At 49.4% G+C, this 22821-nt stretch carries 19 protein-coding genes; 6 read left to right on the plus strand and 13 right to left on the minus strand.

Annotation, left to right across the window (positions count from 1 at the left end; genetic code table 11):
* The first annotated feature begins 86 nt into the window (after positions 1–86).
* Positions 87–1019, plus strand: coding sequence for a TIM barrel protein (locus BLP63_RS04385; protein WP_092589680.1), 933 nt, complete (start codon positions 87–89; stop codon positions 1017–1019).
* Between the two features lie 70 nt (positions 1020–1089).
* Here the strand turns inward: BLP63_RS04385 and BLP63_RS04390 are convergent, their stop codons facing one another.
* Entirely contained in the window at positions 1090–1608 is a 519-nt protein-coding gene (locus BLP63_RS04390) for a DUF2179 domain-containing protein (RefSeq protein WP_092589681.1), read from the minus strand.
* 135 nt (positions 1609–1743) lie between these two features.
* Here BLP63_RS04390 and BLP63_RS04395 point away from each other — a divergent pair, with 135 nt between their 5' ends.
* The gene (locus BLP63_RS04395) at positions 1744–2367 is read left to right on the plus strand and encodes an NUDIX hydrolase (RefSeq protein ID WP_092589682.1); all 624 of its coding nucleotides are present in this window, start codon (positions 1744–1746) and stop codon (positions 2365–2367) included.
* A gap of 453 nt (positions 2368–2820) precedes the next feature.
* Here the strand turns inward: BLP63_RS04395 and BLP63_RS04400 are convergent, their stop codons facing one another.
* Entirely contained in the window at positions 2821–3210 is a 390-nt protein-coding gene (locus tag BLP63_RS04400) for a hypothetical protein (protein WP_092589683.1), read from the minus strand.
* A gap of 259 nt (positions 3211–3469) precedes the next feature.
* Between BLP63_RS04400 and BLP63_RS04405 the strand changes: the two genes are divergently transcribed.
* A complete protein-coding gene (locus tag BLP63_RS04405; protein ID WP_092589684.1) occupies positions 3470–4195 on the plus strand; it encodes an HAD family hydrolase in 726 nt (241 codons plus the stop codon).
* 72 nt (positions 4196–4267) lie between these two features.
* Here the strand turns inward: BLP63_RS04405 and BLP63_RS04410 are convergent, their stop codons facing one another.
* On the minus strand, positions 4268–5290 hold the full coding sequence (locus tag BLP63_RS04410) for a lytic transglycosylase domain-containing protein (RefSeq protein WP_092589685.1): 1023 nt from the start codon (positions 5288–5290) through the stop codon (positions 4268–4270).
* Positions 5291–5531: 241 nt separating this feature from the next.
* On the opposite strand from BLP63_RS04410, the gene add reads away from it, so the two are divergent.
* The 3 genes from add (at position 5532) to BLP63_RS17055 (ending at position 9882) form a co-directional block, all read left to right on the plus strand.
* Positions 5532–6557 carry an adenosine deaminase gene (gene add, locus BLP63_RS04415; RefSeq protein WP_092589686.1) on the plus strand — a complete coding sequence of 342 codons (1026 nt, stop codon included), beginning with the start codon at positions 5532–5534 and terminating at the stop codon, positions 6555–6557.
* Positions 6558–6655: 98 nt separating this feature from the next.
* Positions 6656–7855 carry an FprA family A-type flavoprotein gene (locus BLP63_RS04420; protein WP_092589687.1) on the plus strand — a complete coding sequence of 400 codons (1200 nt, stop codon included), beginning with the start codon at positions 6656–6658 and terminating at the stop codon, positions 7853–7855.
* Complete coding sequence (locus BLP63_RS17055; protein WP_092589688.1) at positions 7855–9882, plus strand: S9 family peptidase; 2028 nt, start codon at positions 7855–7857, stop codon at positions 9880–9882. The genes BLP63_RS04420 and BLP63_RS17055 overlap by 1 nt, the downstream gene beginning before the upstream one ends.
* A 121-nt stretch (positions 9883–10003) precedes the next feature.
* On the opposite strand, the gene BLP63_RS04430 is transcribed toward BLP63_RS17055, so the two are convergent.
* From BLP63_RS04430 to BLP63_RS04475, 10 genes are all read right to left on the minus strand, one after another.
* Entirely contained in the window at positions 10004–11476 is a 1473-nt protein-coding gene (locus BLP63_RS04430; RefSeq protein WP_092589689.1) for an aminoacyl-histidine dipeptidase, read from the minus strand.
* Positions 11477–11610: 134 nt separating this feature from the next.
* Positions 11611–12573, minus strand: a complete 963-nt coding sequence (locus tag BLP63_RS04435; protein WP_092589690.1) for an ROK family protein — start codon at positions 12571–12573, stop codon at positions 11611–11613.
* 16 nt (positions 12574–12589) lie between these two features.
* Positions 12590–13939 (minus strand): glucose-6-phosphate isomerase, encoded by a 1350-nt coding sequence (locus BLP63_RS04440; protein ID WP_092589691.1) that lies wholly within the window; start codon positions 13937–13939, stop codon positions 12590–12592.
* A 228-nt stretch (positions 13940–14167) separates the two neighbouring features.
* Positions 14168–15511, minus strand: coding sequence for a [FeFe] hydrogenase H-cluster maturation GTPase HydF (gene hydF / locus BLP63_RS04445; protein ID WP_330387086.1), 1344 nt, complete (start codon positions 15509–15511; stop codon positions 14168–14170).
* Between the two features lie 21 nt (positions 15512–15532).
* Positions 15533–16912 carry a [FeFe] hydrogenase H-cluster radical SAM maturase HydG gene (gene hydG, locus BLP63_RS04450; RefSeq protein WP_092589692.1) on the minus strand — a complete coding sequence of 460 codons (1380 nt, stop codon included), beginning with the start codon at positions 16910–16912 and terminating at the stop codon, positions 15533–15535.
* On the minus strand, positions 16902–18098 hold the full coding sequence (gene hydE / locus BLP63_RS04455; RefSeq protein WP_242870789.1) for a [FeFe] hydrogenase H-cluster radical SAM maturase HydE: 1197 nt from the start codon (positions 18096–18098) through the stop codon (positions 16902–16904). Before hydE ends, hydG begins: the two co-directional genes overlap by 11 nt.
* Positions 18099–18101: 3 nt before the next feature.
* On the minus strand, positions 18102–18353 hold the full coding sequence (locus BLP63_RS04460) for a TM1266 family iron-only hydrogenase system putative regulator (protein ID WP_092589693.1): 252 nt from the start codon (positions 18351–18353) through the stop codon (positions 18102–18104).
* Positions 18354–18751: 398 nt separating this feature from the next.
* A complete protein-coding gene (locus tag BLP63_RS04465; protein ID WP_092589694.1) occupies positions 18752–20107 on the minus strand; it encodes an L-cysteine desulfidase family protein in 1356 nt (451 codons plus the stop codon).
* 206 nt (positions 20108–20313) lie between these two features.
* Positions 20314–22044: a sigma-54 interaction domain-containing protein gene (locus BLP63_RS04470; protein WP_092589695.1), complete on the minus strand. Its 1731-nt coding sequence runs from the start codon at positions 22042–22044 to the stop codon at positions 20314–20316.
* 14 nt (positions 22045–22058) lie between these two features.
* Positions 22059–22790, minus strand: a complete 732-nt coding sequence (locus BLP63_RS04475) for an HD domain-containing protein (RefSeq protein ID WP_242870790.1) — start codon at positions 22788–22790, stop codon at positions 22059–22061.
* Positions 22791–22821 lie beyond the last annotated feature (31 nt).

The raw sequence follows: 22821 nt of genomic DNA on the forward strand, positions 1-22821 counted from the left end.
TCCACTTTTAGTTGAAGTCAACAAACTTCCCCACAAAGAAGACGCTGTGATATACTGAGTTAGAAAAACCTTTGTGGAGGTATGACATGTCTATGATTCTCGGCGCCACCTATGATGAAAGCGCTGTCTCACCAGAGCGGGACAGGGCCGCGTTGGAGATTCTCTCAGAAGCTGGGTTTCGGTCGTTGGAGCTGGCACTGCATGCAAGGGCTTTGGGCTCAGAGAGGGCGTGGGCACTTGAAACTGCAGGCAGAACCCTTGGGTTTTCCTTTGCCTTTCACGCGCCGGATTTCGCAGAGCCAGGGGCTTTCGATCTTAAATACGTTATGGCAGAAGGCGGCTCACTGAGGGCCTTTGGGCACTGGATTGACGAGTGCGGCGCCTTTGGAAACGGTGTGCAGCTCATCTTTCACGGAGGGGTCTTAGAGTCTGATACCCTCAGGTTTGTGGACTGGGCACTGAACAGAATTGAAAAATCAAGGGGCAATCAGATCTTGCTTCTGGAAAATACTTTTTCGCCGGAGCCTGACTGTGTGCGTTTTGGACAAAGCCATGAGGCTCTCCTAAAGGTTCTTGAAACCTTCGCCGGTTGCCGTCAGCTGGGACTTTGTCTTGATACTGCCCATTGGCTGAGGTCTCAAAACTGCGGTCAATTTCCATATTCAGGCGAAGATATTTGTGTATCTTCTCCCTGTCATGGCGAAGGGAATACCCATGCTATTAGGATTCCCAATGCGCTGCTGCCTTTTATTAACAGAATTCATCTTCATAGCGTATCCACCAAGACGGGGCGGGACCATCAGGGTATGACAGCCATGGATAAAGCGACAGAGAGTTTGCTTAGTCCCTGGCTGAAGGGTTCCGAACCATCTGCAACCCACGACCCCAAGGACTGTGTGTTTTCCATAGAAGTTTTAGCTTCTGCACTGGATGAAAAGTCCTGGATTGAAACCGTCCTGGAAAGCGGCGCATGGCTCGGAAAGACCGGTGTCCTGGCATTAAAAAACAGCCTCCGCTGATTGGAAGGCTGTGATGCAATCAAGTTGTATTGTGATTTTGTATTTATTGACCTTTTTTCTTAGCAGGTTTTTATTTTCTAAGCATGCCATAGCCACCGTAGACCGGCTTTGTTTCAGACACTGTAATAACAGCACCACTTTCTGAATGCTGAATAAATTTGACAAGCGTCTTGACGCGTTTTCTTGGAACAAACATAATAAGAATGGATCTTGGGTTATGTCTGCCTTCGCCATGCACGAGCGTCACAGCAAAGCCTTGATTACGGATCTCGTCCGCGAGCAGCATTCCAGTCTCCTCTTTGACTATGACTTGAACCTCTGAAAGACCAAGGCCAATTTTTTCTTCAAGAATTGTTCCTATATAATTGCCAAGTGAAAACCCTACTGCATAAAACACACCCTTTAGAGGATCTTCAGAAATATTCTGTATAACATTGCTGGCAATAAAAAGCCATAAGAGGACTTCCACAAATGCAAGAATTGAACCTATTGTCTTTTCGCCCTTAGTGATCAAAACAATACGTACTGTACTGATACTGACCTCAATAATTTTAGCTGCCATGATCAGAAAATAAATTAAAATTTCCACGTTTAAACCCCCAAATTTTTATAACTATTAAATCAAACTCTACCGATCATATCATAAATACTTTATCATAGAGATTAAAAGATAGAAACAATCATGTGATACAACTCTATTTCATTCTCTTTGGAGGCTACAAAAATGAATACCCCAACCATCAAAAAAATTCTGGTAAACTATAGAAAAAAACAGGACGGCTACCGTCATTTTTCTGTGCTCATTCCCATTATTGAAATTGACGACGAGCCCCATCTTCTCTATGAAGTGCGTTCTGAAGACCTAAGATCCCAGCCGGGAGAGATTTGCTTTCCAGGTGGGAAGGTCGAACTGGGCGAGCACCATGGCGAAACGGCAATCCGCGAAACCTGTGAAGAGCTGAATCTCGACCGTGAAGACATTGAAATCATAGGTCAGATCGACGATATTGTGACGCCGTTCAATATGTATATTCACGTTTATGTCGGTATTATGGATGTGGATATTGATGACATTGAGCCTAATGAAGACGAGGTCAAAGAGCTGTTCGCAGTACCTGTTTCCTATCTGTTTGACTGTGAGGTCCAAGAGTTTAAAACAGAATCCTTGCTTCAGATGCCAGCGGATTTCCCTTACGAGAAAATTGCGAGCGGACGGGAGTATAACTTCAGAGTCGGCAAATATCCGGTTCTATTCATTGACTTCGACGACAAGACCATTTGGGGGATCACAGCGCGCATTACTGCAAGCTTTATAAGAACATTAAAAGACCTATCCCAAGAATTTTAAGGATAGGTCTTTCAGCTCGATACAGCACGTTTTTTTGTATCATATTCAATTGTATTGCGGTGTGATTCGTTAATAGCCATTCCTCCTAAACGTTGTTGCTTGGTGTGAATGGTTTTTTAACCATCAAGGGCAATTGTTGCGTTTTCATTGCTTTGCCTTTATGACAAAGTAGTGAAGGTGTTTCAGTCTAAGGCATCCGTAGGATCCGTTTGCCTAAGCGGTGGTTTTTTACAAGTGGATGACTTATGCATCCCACTTTCGCTGGACGTCCTGTAAATCGAGCTTCTATATGAACCTCCCTTAAGAAAGGTAGGTTATATAGTTGTATTATAGATATACCCTCAATAAATCAAAATATGCATCATTCAAAAACTTTTTTTGTTTTCCGATAGCCAACTTTTATCCGCTCAGTTCAATACTTATAAATCCTGGTGTCCAACCTGCCAATTTGCTTTACTGAAGCCTGACTTCTTCAAAAGGATTTTCGGAATATTCAAACTCGACATCCTTAAAGGACCATTTGTGATCCTCAAGAAACAGATCTATCCTCTGAACGGCCTGTCCTTTTCTGTAAGCAAGTCTCAGTTTATTCTCAGAAAGCTTATACACTTGAAATTCGTCAACGCCATAAACTTCAGTCAACTGCACCTTAAGACTGTCTCTGAGCTGGTGGATAAAAAACAGGTCCACGTGGTCTACATCCCGCATCAGCGATGCAAGAATACCATAGATTTCATAGTTGATCATCTTGATGTCATGAGTGGCACGTATAACTTTCAGAGTCTCAATCAGGTACCCTACAATCATGGTAACAAACAGCGCAAGCAAAACATAGAACCACATATCCTCACCTGCTTTCCTACGAGTCTTGTAAGTCAATTTTCAGTATTTTGTCTTGATTCTGCTTCATTATCTGTATATCCACAAATTGATCTTTTAAGCGCAATAATCAGGCCACTTTAAAAGAAATTTCTCAGCATGGCCTTAAAGCCTTTCTCAATATTCCACAAGTCCGGTATTTGAGGTTTCGGACATTAAGAGTAGGGTATTTGTTATAACACCTTCCATCTGCAGAAACAAATTTTGAAAAGAGGTGACTTTCATGGGACCAGTTGGCGCATTTTTTGATATTGACGGTACTTTGTACCGGGATTCACTCATGGTGGAACACTTTAAAAAGCTGGTCAAATATGAGGTCGTAGACCCGGTCGTCTGGCACCGCAATGTCAAGAAAACTTATGAGGAATGGAAAAAACGACGGGCGGAATATGATGATTATCTCATTGAACTCTCACAGATTTATATCCGCTCGCTGACTGGTCTCAACAAGAGCAGTCTGGATTTTATCGCAGACCAGGTGATTAAACTCAAAGGTGAAGAGGTCTATTCCTATTCCCGTCAAAGAATCCAGTATCATTTATGGGCGGGGCACAAAATATTTTTCATCTCTGGCAGCCCTGATTTTCTCGTTGAAAAAATGGCTGAGAAATATTCTGCCACAGAATTCAGAGGCACCCATTACGACGTCAATCACAAAGGCAATTTCACAGGACACATTGACCCCATGTGGGATTCAGAAAACAAAAACAGGGCTATTATGGATTTTGTGGCGCGCCACAACATTGATCTCAGCGCAAGCTATGCCTATGGGGATACCAATGGAGACTACTCCATGTTTCAATTGGTAGGCCATCCCGTCGCCATCAATCCGACACGGGAGCTGGTACGCAATATCCAGTCTGACACAGAAATGATGGATAAGATAGATATAATCGTTGAGAGAAAAGATGTCATTTTCAGGCTGCCCTCTGCCGTGGAGATCCTATAAGGGGCTTCTAAATCAATAAAAAAAAGTCCTCCATCAGGAGGACTTTTCCACTTGAGCGATTTAGCCCAACGACTAATTGGCATTTGTGAAATCCAAAATTTTACCGCGCTTTACTTTAACGCTTTCAAGGTAGCCTGTCGTGTAGTCACCGGCGGACTCGCGGTAGTAGCCTTGATTGTAAGCAATGAGAGCGCGTTCCATGCTCCCGTAGCGTTCAAGCTTCTGACTGAGGTACTTGGTGCCATATTCAATGCTGAGCTGCGGATTGTAAAGCTGTTCTACGCTGAGTCCAAGTGCTCTGCCTGTGGAACCCATAATCTGCATCAGCCCTATGGCGCCATAATATTCACAATTCGTGTCATAGGCACTTTCCTGCCAAATGACAGCCATGATCCATGACTCGTCCATGCCATAACGGTCGCATGCGTCTTTGATCCAAGTCACATAGTTATGTGCCGTGGCGTCCGTCAAGCGGGGATTGACCTTCATCATAAAGGCTGCCATCCTCTCAAGGTACGCTTTGTCCGAAGCCTCAATCATATTCAGGAGGTCTTCTTCACTTTCAGTGCTGAGATGGAAGCCTGCAATGCGGTCATTTTTGGCATACCATCCGAGCTCTGCATTAACGTGATACGTCAGCGGCAGATAAATCATGTGGTTGTAGACGAGTAAAGGATAGCCCTGCGTGTCTAACGGGGCGCCATTAAACTGGATTGTGTCATTTGGGTCAAGAGCATAAGCCTTGACAGAAGTAGACGGATCCATAACAGCAGCCGTATCGTTGACAAACGCTTCACCAGGTGTGACCTTGGTTAAATAGCGAATGTCTCCAACGCGTGTGTACTGATATCCCATAGACTGCATGAGATTCCAGTTAAGCGGCAGGTACTGGATGTCATTGTATCTCAGGATCGGAAAAGCCAAAGACCGATTGGATACAATATTCGAGTTTATCGTTATGCTAGAATCATTTTTTTGAACATCCACAATTACCAGCCCGTTTTCTTCAGCAAACACTGAATTTGTCTGGGATACAACTGCCGCTGCAAGGATTAATACCATCAGCAGGACATGCATCCAACGGGGTTTAGTCATTAAATCACTCCTTATTCAAATTTATAGACCTCGTCAGTTTATCATAAAGCGTTGCCAAAGGCAAAGTAATCATTTGCTTTTATGCTATATTTTCCCATTTCGGGCATCAACGACCGACTCCAACAATCTGAAAAAGCAGCTTTCTTACTTTGAAAAAAATGACGAAAAAAACAGACTCAACGTCATTTTTAACCCGCCAGGCCAACCTCCAAAATCAAAAAAATTGAAAGGAGTCCATCCCATGTTTCAGCCAACTTCGACAACACCACTTAAAAAACTGCCAAAAATTGAGCTCCATTGCCATTTGGACGGCAGCGTTCGCCTTTCGACCTTAAAAGCTTTAGGCATTAGTGAAAACCTCCTGGATCCGGAAATTACGGAAGCTGAGCTTCGTGCGCTTGCAGAGGTTCCAGAGGATTGCCCTTCCCTTGTCGATTATCTAAAGCGGTTCGACCTTCCACTGAAAGTCATGCAGACCGAAGAAGCCCTCTCGAGAATAACAAGAGAGCTCGTCGAAGACGCCGCTGCGGATGGCGTACGCTATATTGAAATACGCTTCGCGCCACATCTCCACCAGGAACGGGGACTCTCCCTTGACGCCATCATTTCTGCCGTCATTGAAGGCGCGAAAGCCGGAGAACAATCCACCGGAACCAGAGCCAACATCATCCTGTGCTGTATGCGCCATCTTCCGCCTTCCAGCTCTGTAGCCCTGGTTGAAGCAGGGCGCCCTTTCCTCGGTCAAGGCGTCGTCGCTTTGGACCTTGCCGGCGATGAGCACAATTATCCGCCGGAGCACCACGCGGAAGCTTTTCAGCTTGCGAAATCCTATGGCTACCATAGAACTGTCCACGCGGGAGAAACGGGTATTGTCGACAACATCCGAAAATCTGTCAAACTTCTCCACGCGGAGCGGGTAGGCCATGGCGTCAGTCTGAATAAAGATCCGGAACTCCTTGAAGAGATCAAAGCCGCCGGCATTCCTTTAGAGATGTGCCCCACTTCGAACCTCCACACTAAAGCTGCGGACAGTTACGAGACCCATCCTCTTCATCACTATCTCATGGAGGGTGTGAACGTTACTTTGAATACAGACAATCGCACCGTCTCAGGCATTACACTCACCAAAGAAACTGAGAATATGCTGCGATCAGGTTTAAATAAAGCTCAGCTAAAAGCAATTTACATGAATGCCGCAGAAGTCATTTTTGACAGTGCTGAGGAGAAAGCACGACTGAGGGCGCTATGGCCGGCTGAACGTCTGTAAATGTTAAATACAAAACATTTTTTATGTCAAGTATGGTCTGTCTCAAGCAAATTGATTATACTGGAAATATATTTGAATTTGAAATGGAGAGTGAAGCTATGGACTGCAGATTATCTATCATGGAACGCGTGCACTGGATTGGCGTCAACGACCGCGAAACCACACTATTTGAGAACTTTTGGCCTCTTGACAGAGGTGTATGCTACAACTCTTATTTGATTACAGATGAAAAAGTCGCCATTATAGACACCGTTAAATTCAATAAGACGGAACAGTACCTCTCAAAAGTCAAAGAGGTTATTGGGGACCGAAAAGTTGACTATCTGATCGTCAACCATATGGAACCGGACCACTCCGGCTCCATGAAGGCGCTTGTTGCCGCTTACCCTGACATGCAAATCGTGGGGAACAAGAAGACCTTTGACTTTATCCGCGGTTTTTACGACATCACTGAAAACTTCCTTGAAGTGGCTGAAGGGGACGAGCTTGATTTGGGCTACCACAAGCTCAAATTCTTCCTAACCCCTATGATTCACTGGCCAGAAACCATGATGACCTATGATCAGACGGAGAAGATTCTGTTCTCCATGGACGCCTTTGGCGGTTTTGGTTCCCTGGATGGCGGTCTCTTTGATGATGAAGTCAACGTAGAGTTCTACGAAGATGAAATTCGCCGCTACTATTCCAATATTGTCGCGAAGTACAGCCCAATTGTTCAGCGGGCCCTGGGACGCCTTGGCGCACTGGATCTCAATGTGATTGCGCCTACACACGGTCCAATCTGGCGCACCAGCCCCAAGACCATTGTCGACTACTATGACAAATGGAGCCGCTATGAGGCTGAGGAAGGCGTCGTGATCGTCTATGGCACCATGTACGGCAATACGGCAAAAATGGCGGACTATGTAGCCAGGATCATCTCTGAGAATGGCGTGAAGAACGTACGTGTCTACGACGCTTCAAAGACCCATCTGTCTTATATTCTGAGCGATATCTGGCGATTCAAGGGTGTCATCCTGGGCTCCTGCGCTTATAACATGAACATTTTCCCTGCCATGGAGCTGGTTCTTTCCAAACTTGAGCACACTGGCCTGAAGAATCGTTACCTTGGCGTCTTTGGCAATAAGTCCTGGAGCGGCGGCGGCGTCAGCGCCATTGACGCTTTTGCCGAGAAAGTCAAATGGGAGAGAATTGGCAGTTCAATTGAAGCCACCTATACACCAAAGGATGAAGAATTCAAGGCGCTGGTCAAGCTGGGTAAAGAGATGGCTCAGCGCGTAAAGGACAATCCGCTTTAATGGCTGCGGAAGTTTTAAATAAAGTCTCCGTTGACGGTTTTGCAGCGTTTAGGTCCATCTCCTCGCTCCAGACCTCTCCCAATGGTCAGGCACTCTGCGCCGTCGTCCATCAGCCAGACCTTGAAAAAAACAAAAATGTCAGCGATTTATGGATCTACACCCGGGAATGCGGCTTCCGCCGTTTGACCACCTCCTGCTCAGACCGTCAGCCCCGTTGGCTCAGCGACACCGAGGTCGTCTTTATCTCTGGCCGCAGCCAAGCGGAAACGCCTGATCAAGAAACGCAAAAACGCCCTATGACTGAACTTTTCAAAATTGACATACGCGGTGGCGAGGCTCAAAGAGTCATGGAAATCCCTTTCGAGGTTTCAAGCTTTGAACCTTTGCCTGACCACCAATGGCTCGTCGAATTCACTTATCATCCGGAGTGGCATCACTTGACAGAGTCCAGTGACATCCTTGAAAAAATGGAGGAGAAAGCAGCCGTCCAGATCATAGACGAAATCCCCTTCTGGCAAAATGGCACCGGCTTTACCAATAAAACCAGAACAGCCCTTGGTATTTACAACCCGGAAAAAGAAGCCATGGAGATGCTCACTGATCAGCTCAGCAATGTTGAGGACTGGGTATATGACGCTGACCGCAGGCGTATTGTCCTGATCCAGTCCCAGTTCAAAAGTAAACAGGTCATCTTCAACAGCCTTGCGCTATGCGACTTATCTGACCGAAGTCTCAAAGATATTTCTCACAGAGATGATTTTCTGTATGAAATATGCGGAATATCACCAGAGGGCAGCATTTTGTTTTACGGTACAGATACCGCCAAATACGGCATCAATGAAAATGGCGATTTCTACAGCTTCGATCCCTCAGAAGGCACAGTTAACAGACTGACAGAGGGCTTCAATGGAAGCTTTGGAAATTCGGTGGGAACGGATATCCGTATGGGCAGCAAAGGCAATCCAAGGCCGCTGTTTCACGAAGGCCAGTGGATTTTTGTCACAACTATGGGCTCAGAAGCACCTCTGGTGGCTCTCGCCCTTGACGGCAGCCTAACGAGACTGACGCCAGAAACGTCTGCTGCGGCTTGCTATGAGTTTGCCGTTTTCGAGGATGTCCTGACAGTCGTCGCTCTGGTGGATCAGAAGCCACAGGAGCTCTATGCCTTGAAGGAGAAAGGGCCTGATGGAACACTTGAGCTGGCACCGCTGACCGAGCTGAATAAAGATGTGGCGGAAAGCCAGTACGTCTCCATGCCCGAAATCTTCATAACGACGGCTAAAGATGGTACAGAGCTGACGGGTTGGATTATGAAGCCTTACAACTTTGAGCCCCTGCGCCGCTACACCGGCATTCTCAACATACACGGCGGTCCAAAAGCCGTTTATGGCCCATTCTATTATCACGAAATGCAGTACTGGGCCTCTGAAGGCTTCGCGGTAATCTTCATGAATCCTCGAGGCAGCGACGGCCGGGGGAACGACTTCGCGGACATTAGAGGACAATATGGCAATGTAGATTACGAGGACCTCATGTGCTTTGTGGATGCTGTCGTAGAACAGCACACGTGGATTGACAACAACCGGCTGGGCGTGACTGGCGGGTCTTACGGGGGTTTCATGACCAACTGGATCATTGGGCATACTGACCGATTCAAGGCAGCAGCTTCCCAGCGCTCCATCTCCAACTGGATCTCAAAATTCGGAACCACGGATATTGGCTACTATTTTGTGAAGGATCAAATTGGAGCGGACCCATGGAGCAATTATGAAAAGTTATGGGATCAATCTCCTTTGAAGTATGCTGACAAAGCAGTCACACCAACACTGTTCATCCACTCGGACGAAGACTTCAGGTGCTGGACGGCGGAGGTGTTCCAAATGTTTACAGCGCTGAAATACCATGGCGTCCAGAGCCGCCTCTGCCTGTTCCACGGTGAGAACCATGAGCTCAGCCGCAGCGGCAAGCCAAAAAACCGTGTCCGCAGGCTAAAGGAAATTACGGATTGGATGCGGAAGTATTTGTAATTCAAGCAAAAAGGAAGATGCTGCAGTCAAAGTCGCTTGTCCCGACTTCTTGACCACTGCATCTTCCTTTTTTGTTTTGCAAAGCGCTTCGTATCTGCCAGCAGGTTGAGTTTAAAGGTGCTTACGCTTTTTTACCGTATCTTTTGAGCACTTCTACGACAAAATCATAAACGCGCTCTGTCGACGCCATATCAAGGCGCTCTTTAGGCGTATGAACATCAAACAGGTCCGCACCTATGGAAACGAAATCGATTGGCCCAAGCTTTTCTTTCAAGATGCCGCACTCAAGGCCGGCATGGATGGCAGAAACGGTCATTTCTTTTCCATAGAGCGCGCGATAAGTCTCAATCATAGTGTCTCGCATCTCTGATGCCGGCGCAAACGCCCATTCCGGATAATCTGACATCAGCCTGAGCTCCGCGCCGGTCAGGGTACAGGCTATCAACATGCGGTCGACAATCTCTGCTTTCAAAGATCTGACAGAGCTGCGGATTGCGCTGTCAATTTCAATAAAACCTTCTTCGGTCGTATTCAATACCCCTATGTTGTTCGAGCTTTCAACCAAGCCCGGAATACCCGCACACATGGATTGCACACCATTTGGGATCAAACGCAAAAGTGCCGCTGCATTTTCTGCTGTTTCCAGCGAGAAGACTTCTTGACTTGCATCCTCAGGCCTCACTTCTAAAACCTTCAAGACGAGCTTCAGTTCTGGTTCCTCAAGCTGAAATTCATTCCGCAGACGAGCTTCCCATGCCGCTATGGTCTTCTGAACCTCTTCCTGCCAAGCGGGCTTGAACACCAGATGCGCCACTGCCTTATTGGCTATGGCATTCATTTTCTCGCCGCCTTCAATCCGGCTGATTTGGACGCCCATGCCAAGAAGGTCCCGCATGACTCTTCCCATTAAAACAATGGCATTAGCCCTTCCTTTGTCAATTTCAACACCGGAGTGGCCGCCCTTGAGACCCGTGATCGTGAGGACCGCGTCCAGGCCCTCTTCGACCCGGGCTTCAACTTCAACAGGAAGATGCACACTGGCTCTTACGCCGCCTGCACAGGATGCCAGAATGACACCCTCTTCCTCCGAATCCAGGTTGATCAGCGCTTGACCCTTCAAATTCGCTGAATTGAGTCTGACCGCGCCGTCCATCCCTGTTTCTTCCGCAACGGTAATCAAAACTTCGAGGGGTGGATGCTCAAGACTCTGATCCTCCAGTATAGCTAACGCCATTGCCACAGCTATGCCATTATCAGCGCCAAGAGATGTCTCCGCAGCCATCAGAAAGTCACCTTCTACTTTGAGTGCAACAGGATCTTTGGTGAAATCATGCTGGCTGCCCTCTTCCCTGACGCAGACCATGTCCATGTGCCCTTGAAGAATGACAGCAGGCTGGTCCTCATACCCCTTGGTTCCAGACTTCTTGAGAATGACATTTCCGCAAGGTTCCTGAATGTACTCTAATCCGTTTTTCTCCCCAAACGCCATCAGCCAGTCGCTGACTTTTTTTTCATCTCCAGAACACCGGGGAATCTGATTCATAGCTTCGAACAGTTCCCATATGCGCTTGTGAGATCCTTCCCATTGATGCATCGCTTTTTCCTCCTAATGGACAGCCCTATAATTCAAACTTTGACCATGTCATGTTCAAAACAATTTTATCCCGGAGCACTTAACTTTATCAACTTACCATCTTTTCTTAGCTTCTCGTTTTCCCCTGGCTTTTCTTATCTTTCCAGCTTAGCCTCTTTGCCAAATTGCCCAAAAGCTTTGAATCCCGCGCCACAGGAGCCCGCCAGAGCCCCCAGCTGAGCTGTCATAAGCTTTGGCCGCGGCATCGATTTAAAATTGGCCTGATGGAGAAAGACATCTTCAAGGCGCGGCAGCCAATAGCTGCCCGCACCTGACAATCCTCCGCTGAATACAATCACTTCCGGGTCATAGAGCATCCTGAGATTATGAACGCCAATCGCAAGCCGCTGGATCCAGTCATGAACGACACCTTCACAAAACGGATCCCCGGACTCTGCCCCATCCATTATAATTTTTGCGTCAAAAGGCACCCTGGCATCCAGCCAGCCAGAACTGCCCTGAACTGTCAGCCGGTTGTGGGCATCCGCCACCAGTGCGGTTGCAGACGTCAAGGTTTCAAAGCAGCCGTTCCTGCCGCAGGCACAGCGATAAAGGCCCTGGTCTGAAATGGTCATATGCCCTATTTCCATAGCCAGACCATTTTGACCCTCGTACAGCTTGCCATTGACTATAACGCCGCCGCCTACACCTGTGCCCAGGGTGATCAGCACGCCCCGGTCAACCCCTCTCAGAGCCCCTGCCACATGCTCCCCATAAGCCGCTGCCGAAGCGTCGTTCATGAATAGTGCCTCTAAGCCTGTCACTTTTTTAAGGTCCCTTTTCAACGAAACCGAAGTCCACCCAAGATTGACCACCTCAGAGACTTGCCCGCTGATGGGATCTACAGGACCAGGTACGCCTAATCCCACCCCTATAATGTCTGCACGGCTTCTGGCGCGTTCAATAAGCCCGGTAAGTTTAACCAGGACAGCTTCATAGCCAAGCTCTGATTCCGTATCCACCTGCTCATGCCATAAAACTTTTTTGCTACGCCCCACGACGACCGCATCAATGGTCGTACCACCAATATCTATACCTATTGCCGCTTTCGTTGTCATTTAACGCTGCCTCCCCTTAGAGACGTTTCAGCGCCGCCTCGAGCGTTTGTCTGTGCGCTTCGTAGCCCGGTTTGCCTAACAGCGCGAACATGTTCTTCTTATAGGCTTCAACCCCCGGCTGATCAAACGGATTCACGCCCAGGAGATAGCCGCTGATGCCGCAGGCCTTCTCAAAGAAATAAAGCAGCTGCCCAAGATGGTACGCGTCCAGCTTTTCGAGCTCAATGACCAAATTGGGCGTGCCGCCAGCCACATGGGCCAGCAGAGTGCCTTCAAAAGCTTTGAAGTTAATCTCCCTCAGTGATTTGCCCGCGAGGAAGTTGAGTCCGTCCAGATCCTGTTGGTCTTCTGTCACTTTTAGGCTGCCCTCCAGATCCGTCACCAGCAGGACAGTTTCAAAAATCATTCTGCGGCCGTCCTGTATGTACTGGCCCATTGAGTGCAGATCCGTACTGAATTGAACCGAGGCCGGGAATATTCCTCTGCCGTCTTTGCCCTCGCTTTCGCCGTAAAGCTGCTTCCACCACTCAGAAATATACTGAAGGGATGGGTCATAGTTGGCAAGGATCTCCACAACCTTTCCCTGGTCCTGCAGAATGGTCCTCGCTGCCGCATATCTGAAGCACTGATTGTCACTAAGCTCTGGATTCAAGTATTCCATGTAAGCAGCTTTCGCGCCTTCCAGCAAAGCTCTGACATCTACACCTGAAATGGCAAGCGGCAGCAGTCCCACAGGTGTCAACACCGAGTAACGCCCCCCTATGTCATCCTCAATGACAAAGGTTTCATACCCCTGCTCGTCAGCCAGGGTTCGCAGGGCACCCCTTGCCTTGTCTGTCGTCGCCACAATCCGCTCCTTGGCCCCTTCTGCGCCATAACGGTTTTCCATATAGCTTTTCAGCATCCTGAAGGCAATCGCAGGCTCTGTGGTTGTCCCGGACTTGGAAATGACATTGACACAAACCTCCAGATCATCCAGCGCGCCCAGGAGGTTCTCCATATAGCGTTCCTCGAGGTGATGCCCCGCATAAAGGATCACTGGGTTTTCCCGGCTGCAAAAACGTCTGATATGCTCCATAGGATCTCTGAGCGCTTCAGACACCGCCCGCGTTCCCAAATACGATCCGCCTATGCCCACCACAACCAGGACATCACACTTTTCCCTCAGACGGCTGGCACATGCCTCAATGCGATCCATGAGCGCCATGTCAAACTGGTCAGGCAGGTGCACCCATCCAATAAAGTCATTCCCCGCCCCAGTGCCACTTTCAAGCATCTGCTGCGCCGCGCGCACCATTTCCTTCATATTGTCAAGCTGTGATTCCTGGATTCCGGAATAATTCAGATTCAATTTCAGTCCAGCCATAATGATTCCTCCCTGATTTTCCTGGTTGTCTTCGCCAAAGTTGACACAAAAGATGCCTATATTATAGATACGATTTTCTGAACCCATTTAATCAAACAATTGTCTGCTTTCTATAAGAAATGGCGATCTTTGGAGAAAAAAAAGCAAGGATGGCCGATGGTCGAAAGTCCACCACCGTCACCCTTGCTTCACTCGCCATTCATTTTTCTTCTTTTATGACGCCACGCCTCATTCAGACAGGGCCGCCTGCCATCCCCCGTCCAAAGGGTATGGACTCAAACAGCGCTTCAGGATCCCCGTCCCATAGGCCAGCAGCACCCCATAATTGGTAATAGGCGTGCCCGCTTCCTCACAGAGCCGGATTCGCGTCAGCATGGACTTCCGGTTCATCATGCAGGAACCGCAGTGGACAACCAGGTCATAGACCTCAAGGACTTCCGGGAGATCATGGCCTGCCCTGAAGTCAATCTCCACACGGCCACCCAGCTTCTTGCTCAGCATAGCCGGAATTTTGACCCGCCCAATATCTTCATGGGAGTGGTTGTGCGTGCAGCTCTCTGTTATGAGGATTCGCGCGACAGGGACATCCGTGTTTGCCTCAACATTGGATGCTTCTGTCGCTTTTTCCCGCCGGCGCCGAGCCTTCGCCTCAAGGGCTGACATGGCCTTGATTCCGGCCACAAACGCCTTCAGGTCCCCTTTGTTTCTCGCGAACACCATGGAAAAAGACGTCAGCGGCACAGCCTCCGGCACCATGGTCGAAACTGTAGCGAAAGCCTGGGAATCAGTAATGACCAAATCCACGGAATTAAGCTCTGAAAGCGCCTCCACCAGCTCAGTATCCCGCACGACATGAACCTTGATCCCGTGGTCCAGGGCATCTCGAATCACCTGAACCTGCGGTAGAATCAGCCGGCCTTTTGGCGCCTCGGAATCGATGGGTACCACCAGCACCACCGTGCCGCCGCGGGGAACGAGATCTCCCACAAGGGTTTCCTCTTCCGTTTCTCCCCTCAAAGCTTCAATAAGGCGTGCTTTAAGGTGGTGGATATCACTTGGGTTATGGGCACTGACCCAAACCGCGTCCGGCCAAACCTCTTTCCAGACTTTCATCCTTTGCTCACCGTCTTCTGCCATCATCAGCGCATCCGTTTTATTGAAAACCAGCAAGCTCGGTATGTCATATTTCTCAAATTGAGACTGAAGTGTTTTGATCTCTTGTTTAAGCTTTGTCAGATCCAGTGACGCGTGAGCGGCATCCACAATTTGAAGGGCAAAATCCGTCCGCTCTAAAATTTTTAGACTCTTCTTCACCCGGAGAGCCCCTAAAGCATTGTCATCATCATCCAGACCGGCAGTATCTATAAACACAACAGGCCCGTAGGGCAACAGCTCCATGGCCTTGCTCACAGGATCTGTCGTCGTGCCCCTGACTTCAGATACTATAGACAGGGACTGACCAAGGATCGCGTTCATCAGGGAGGATTTCCCTGCGTTGCGGTTTCCAAAGATCGCAATGTGCTTTCGGTTGGCGCTTGGCGTCTCTGACATTGAGCTTCCCTTAGCTTTCATAGCTTCCAGATCCTTTCTATCCTATAGGAACAGATCGCGCTCACCGCTTCGTATCCGCTGGAGGTTGTTCGTCAGCAGTTTGTGAATATCCTCACGCTCAATGGCGGCAAGTTCCTTTTCGATCAGCAGCTCACTGTCAGCTTTGAGCGCCTGGTCACCATAATCCAGTATGAATTCCTGAAGCGTCATCAGGGCGTTTGGCGTGCAGACATTGTGGATCTGACCGGCTTTGGCGAGCTGCATGAAGCGGTCTCCGGTACGGCCGGAGCGGTAGCAGGCGGTGCAATAGGATGGCACGAGACCATCGGCCACCAGCTCTTTGAGGACTTCCATCGGCGAGCGCTGGTCTGTGGCTTCAAACTGTTTTGTGCTGGTATCTTTTCGGTCACTTTCCTTGTAGCCGCCAACACCTGTACAAGAACCGGCGGAGATCTGGGAAACGCCGGCACGAATCATCTCACGGCGCATCTGGGCGCTTTCGCGGGTAGACATAATGATGCCTGTAAACGGCACTGCGACCCTGAGGATCGCGACAATCTTTTTGAACGTCAGGTCATCAATCTGGTTGCTGAACTGATCAAGGGTCATCCCCTCCGCCTTCTTGATCCGCGGTACGGAAATCGTGTGGAAGCCCACCCCAAATTTCTCTTCCAGGTACGCGTTGTGCATCATGAGCGCAAGAACCTCAAATTTATAATCCGCGAGGCCAAACAGGACGCCAGCGCCTACGTCGTCCAGCCCGGCCTCCATGGCACGGTCAAAGGCCGTAAGATGATAGAGGTAATTGCCTTTCACGGATTTTGGGTGCATGCGTTCATAGGTTGGCTTGTGGTAAGTCTCCTGGAAAAGGATATAGGTGCCAATGCCAGCTTTCTTTAGCTTCTTGTAATCCTCCACCGTTGTTGCGGCAATGTTGACATTGATGCGGCGAATCGTGCCGTTTTCGTTCTTGGTCGAATAGATTGCATCAATGGCATCCACCACGTAGTCGATTGGACAATTGACCGGATCCTCGCCAACTTCCAGCGCCAGGCGCTTATGACCCATCTTTTCAAGAAGCATGACCTCTTCCTGAATCTCTTCGCGGCTGAGGCGCCTTCTCGGAAAATCGTTGCTGTGCTTGTAGCCGCAGTAGACGCAGTTGTTGACGCAGTAATCGCTGACGTAAAGGGGTGCGAAGACGACAATGCGGTTGCCGTAAATGCGGTCTTTAATGGCGCCAGCAATGCGCATGAGTCGCGCCATATGCTTGTCTGACTTGATTTCCAGCAGCGTGGCAATATCCAGCTGGTCAAGTGGACTGCCGAGCTCTGCCTTAGCCAGGACGGCGTCTATGGCCGCGTCGCTTGTACCTGCGGCAAGCTTTAAAGTATTTTCAATTGCAGAATGATCAATAAACATTTTTGTTCCTCCAGTCTGGGTGATCGCCGCGGGCCATATCGACTGCGAAGCCGGCGTCTTCTATGCGTCTTTCAATGTTTCTGCGGCTTTCCGCCGCCTCTTCGCCTGTCGATAGTTTTCCGTCATACAGGTCGTATTTCTTTCGAACGTCCATTGGTGAAAGGTTTGGCATGATGACATTTGCGCCAGCCCGTATGCCAAGCTCCCTGCCTGAGGGATCGAGGCTGCCAAGGGCCGTTGTTGCCGGCAGCAGGACCTTTGGGATCAACAGCCTTATGATCGCCAGCAAGACCACCGTCTTATCCACGCAGCCTGATGTCTGGTCTGACAAAGGTGTTTCATGATGAGGTATGAAAGGACCAATGCCAATCATGTGAGGATCCAGGGTTTTTAAAAACCGAAGATCCTGCACGAGGAGTTGGTTGCTTTGACCTGGCAATCCTACCATGAAGCCGGCACCGACCTGGTAACCTATGTCTTTCAGGTCTTCCAGACATTGCTTTCTGTCAGCCAGTGTCATCCCGGGATGAAAACGCTGGTAATAATTTACTTCCGCGCTTTCGTGCCTGAGGAGGTAGCGGTCCGCGCCAGCGTCAAAGAGCGCCTGATAGCTTTCCCTGCTTCGTTCTCCAAGGGACAGGGTAATGGCGCAGTCCGGAAACCTTTCTCTGATCTCACGGATCAAGGCTGTCAGGAAGTCATCTGTATGCAAGGGATCTTCCCCCCCTTGCATGACAAAAGTCCTATAACCGAGGTCGTATCCAATTCTGCAGGATTCCAGCACCTGGTCCGCCGTCAGCCTGTAGCGGTCAGCCTTTGGATTGCCAGCCCGTATGCCGCAGTAGACACAGTTGCGCTTGCAAAAGTTTGAAACTTCAATTAGCCCCCTGAGAAACACGCGATTTCCGTAAATCTCCATTCGCTTTTGATGGGCCTTTTCGATCAAGTGAGCCCTGACCGCAGCCGCTTTGGGCTGTCCATCCAAATAGTCCAAAAGCTTAAGTAGCGCGTTGTCTTCGAGATCACTTTCAACGGCCAGTTTTTCGACGAGACCTATCATCTCTACAAGTGTTTTTGCACTTTCCTCAGACTCAAGTCCAGCCCCTGTGGATTCGCCTCTGCCTGCAGAAGACTTTTGTGGTTGACCTGTATAATCATATTTTGTTAATTCCTTGACGGGTTCCAACACTTACACTTCCTTTTTTGAGATGGATGTCTTCACGAAAACGTGTTCAATGTTGCCTAGCTTGCCCGTCAATGCGTTGATTTCATCCGGCTCGCCAATCAACGTTATGGAAATTACTGAAATCCCATGCTCATCCATAGGAATCCCCATGCGGCCCTTAATAATCCCCTTAAACGACGCCACCACCTCGTTGAAACGGTGCTGACAGAGTTCTGGATGCTCCAGGATCGCGCTGATGACCGCGACCTTTGCCATAAAAAAAACCTCCCTTCCATGACGAAAGAGAGGTTGGTTTTTGCCAGTGATGACGGCGCTTCAAAAACGCCATGCAGACAAACTCGCGGCGCGCTTAACAAGCGGCCGTACCTTCGCTCCCTTTCGGTTCAGTACTGCAACAGACTTTACCGTCAGGTGATGCCAAGCTTATGGTCACCTTGCCGGGAACACGAAGTCGAGGAAGCGTATAAGGCGCGACCTGGAACTCAATGAACGCTGACAAGATTGATTGTTAATAGATTATCAATATTGCGAGGTGCTGTCAATGGTTTTTTTCCCGAACATTACAGGCACAGCAGGCGCAGGGCTGAACCAAGGTGGTGTCAGCCCCCTCGAGCATCAGCCCTTCAGTGTTGTCCCAGATCCAAGCCCGCCAATTAGCCCTGTGCAAATTCCGCTTGAATCTCCAGTACAACGGCATCTGCCAGCTGCATGCCCTGACGGCTGAGTCGCCCCAAATTCGAAATGGTTGCCTCCACTGTGTGCCCAACGAGACCGTTGCCGGCGGGAACACGTATGCCATCCTGTGCCAGTGCTGCCGTCTCTACCGCTGTAGAGGCCGCCGTGGCCAGCTTCAGCGCGCAGCCCAGCTTTGCCCCGTCGCAGACCATCCCGCTGAGATTCGCGATCATGTTGACAACAGCGCTTTCCACGATCTCTGGATCCCGGGTTTCAAGCCAGGCGATAGCCGCTGACGCGCCGGTTGCCGCAGCAATACCGCAGCTGCAAAGGGCAGACAGGCGCCCAATCTCCGCCTTAATGTAACTGTTGAGCAGGTGACTTAAGGCTAAGGCCTTGATCTGATCTTCCCGACTGGTGCTCTTAAGTTCAAAGTAAGCTGCCAGCGGCATAATTGCTGTTATGCCATTGTTTCCGCTGCCATTTGAGCTCATAACTGGCAGATCTACGCCAGCCATACGGGCATCCGACGCGCCAGCAGTCATAGTCATGGCAAGTCTGCCCAGATCTCTGAGTCCACCATTTTCACCGTAACGCTGTTTCAGCGCATAAGCTGTGCCAAGGCCTGTCGGTGATGCCATGCCAACTTCAGCCATCTTTTTATTCATTATGATCCCATCCAAAAGAAATGCCAGAGGCTCTGGATCAAGACCGCTAACCAGCGCGACCAGTTCCTTGACGGGCATGGCATAGAATGCCTTGGTCTCTTTAGAGCCACCGCCCTCTTGGAGGCTTTCCTCAAAAGTCTCCAGGCATACGCCGTCTTTCACAACCTCCACTATACGGTCATGCCGGCCTCGAATAGTCACCTCAGCCCAGTGTGACCGGGTCTCAGACCACAGCTTTGCACGGATGAGCACCTTCTCCGACGTCTCTATCAATTCTACCTTTATCTTACCCTCTTCCAGCCTTTCCTTGGCCAGCTGGATCTCATCTTCCGTCAAATGGATCAGCACATCCAGCCCCAGCGCCGCACGGGCTCTGGCCGACCCAAGGGCAGCTGCCAAATCAAGGCCAGCTTCCATGACCCCTGGCAGCATGACCGAAAAGCCATTTTTATAAATGTTGGGACTGACCCCAATGACCAGTTCTCCCACAGAATTGCTCAGGACCTCAGAAACTTTTGCAGCCGCCAGTGCTACCGCCACGGGCTCTGTGCAGCCCGCTGCAGGCTTGACTTCCTCTCGAAGCAAGGCCGTGATTTCTTTTGCTGTCACCGCATTGGTATAACCTGTATATGATGCCTGCCTGCTGTTATTCTCAAGATTAGACATTTGCAAGTCCCCCTAATTTGTGTTCTGTTTCAGGCCAATTGGCACCAACATGCGCCTTTTCCTGTCATCCTTAGTTAATGCAAAATTCATGCCAATAAAAAAAGTCACTGTTTCCAGTGACTTGAAAGGGTTTCTGCACAATTATTCTCGTTTTGAGATTAGCATTCGAGGACAATTCTTATTTTGAGACTGCCCCCTTAAGATGGTTATAGCCCGTAGGCCTTAAACTTCCGGTAAAGTGTCGCACGGCTGATACCAAGCGCCGTGGCCATGGCGGCAATTCCGTCTTTGGTTTTTCCATAAAGAAGAATAGCCTTTTGGATTTCTTCCGCCTCCAGGTCTTCCAAAGATTTGATGCCTGTGGAAACCTCGACGCCTTGTACAGTGCCACCCGCTCCCAGCCCTTGTCTGACCCTCTTAGGCAGATCCATCACCTTTAAAGTCTCTCCGGAGGAGACGTGAACCGCATACTCAATGGCATTTTCCAGTTCTCTGACGTTGCCGGGCCAGTCGTAGCGCTTAATAGTCCAAAGGGCCTCGTTCGAAAGCTTCTCAACCTGCTTTCCGAGTCTCTGACAATGCTTTTTCAAAAAGATGGTCCCCAGACTTTCCAGATCGCTTTTTCGGGCTCTCAGCGGCGGAATATGCAGCGGAATCACATTGATTCTGTAATACAAATCCTCCCTGAACTCACCCTCCCGGACCATTTCTTCCAGAGGTTTGTTCGTGGCGGCTATCAGTCTGACATCCACTGGGATCGCGCCCCGCCCGCCCACTTTGTAGATCTGCTGATCCTGAAGTACCCGGAGCAGCTTAGCCTGTAGGTGCAGAGGCAGATCTCCAATCTCATCCAAAAAAAGTGTGCCTCGGTGGGCCTGCTCAAAACGGCCAATCCGTCCTCCGCTGACAGCGCCTGTGAAGGCACCCTCCTCATAGCCAAAGAGCTCGCTTTCGAGAAGCGCCTCCGGGATTGCGGCACAGTTGACCGGTATGAACGCTCTGTCCTTTCTGTCGCTCTCACTGTGAATAGAACGGGCAAAAAGTTCTTTTCCTGTCCCGCTTTCACCCAAAATCAAGACGGTGGACTTACTTTTTGAGACGCGTTTTGCGAGATCTATAGCTTCTTGCAGCGCCCGATCCTTCCCTAGTATGTCTTCGAAATTTGTAGGCTGCTGCTCTGAAAACATTTTATTGAATTGCCGGATCACGTCCTTTAAAGGACGAAGCTGAAGCACGTACCTGACTGTCTCAAGCCCATGGGTAACGGGATGAACCTGAATGGAATACCTGCGTTTTCCCATGGATTCAAGGGCAACACTGCCCCCTTGAATCGCCTTGAGGATACCGCTGCCCAGAATATCATCCAGAACAAGTCCGCCAAGAGGCACGTCAATCAGCCGGCGCGCTGCGTCATTTGCCCCAACAACAGCGCCGTTCGGCGTTATGGAAAGTATAGGGGTCTCTATAGCGTCTGTCAAAACTTCAAGTTCTTTATTCCTGCGATTTTCAGCGACCTTAGACGCTATAAGCTTCCCCATTTTATCAAGAAAATCCAACAGTATACCTCTTTGATTCAACAGCTTCAGCTTTTCTTCGTTGTCAAAAGCGATCAAACCAATGACACCTACCACAGCGCCTTCCACTAAAATGGGCGAACACACTTCCGCGCTCTCACGGCAGCGCGACCGATCCCCACAAGTCAGACAAGCCGCGTCCTTTCCAGGCGCTTCGATTATATAAGGCTGTCCCGTATGAACCGACTTTTCAAAGACTGACCCCACCGCGATTTTCCTGCCTACCTCATGGCCATACAGACCCGTTGCGGCGACGCGAAGGCCCTGCCGGTCGACTATAGTGACCTCGACACCAAGGACACTGTGAATCGCCTGAACGACGTCTTGAAGCATCAGCGCTATTTCTGAGATTTCAGAATGCAAGGGCTTCCCCCTCCTTACTCGCTCATCTCACTATCCAGAGCATCAAAAAAAGCTTTCATAATGCCAGCGCGCTTCAGTGCCATAGCCCTGCCCACTTCAGTGACCATACGTTCGGGAATGCGCTTCAGCTTAACTATATACTCCACATTGGGCGCATGGTTCTCGAGATTTAAAATCCGCCCATTCTCTGTCAAGTTTTCTGAGGTGTAGGTCTCGAGATCTACTTTTCTATAGAGCTGCGCGCCTTCTTGACCCGCCATCATAAAAGTTCTCGCTACGCCAACTGCCCCTATTGCGTCCAGCTTGTCCGCGTCATACAAAATTGCGGCCTCCAGGGAGGCTGGCCTTTGGCCACTGCGGTAACGGTGGGTTATAATGGCCTTTTGAATTTCTTCAATGATTTCCATTCGGATCCCCATCCGCTCCAGAATTTCTCTGGCCTTGACCGCGCCTATGACGGCGTGGTCCGTATTTCCCGTAAGATCGAGGTCTTCCTCCCTTCTGCCAATGTCATGAAGGAGGACCGCAGGAATGAGCACCTCGTAATTGACTTCCGGGTAAAAACTCGCGATTTTGAGGGCCAACTTGTAAACACGTCTCACATGGTCAATATCGTGGGCTGAGCACGACAAAGCGTCCTCCACCATCATCCATAAAAGCTCCTCATATTGAGATTCAGTTATGCTTTTTATTTCCTTAAGGGCAAGAAGGTCTGATGTTTGCTGTATAGCGGTAGGCTGATTCATTCATAAAACTCCTAATCAAAATTTGACATGA

Origin of the sequence: Acidaminobacter hydrogenoformans DSM 2784, assembly GCF_900103005.1 — a bacterium.
Taxonomy (GTDB): domain Bacteria; phylum Bacillota; class Clostridia; order Peptostreptococcales; family Acidaminobacteraceae; genus Acidaminobacter; species Acidaminobacter hydrogenoformans.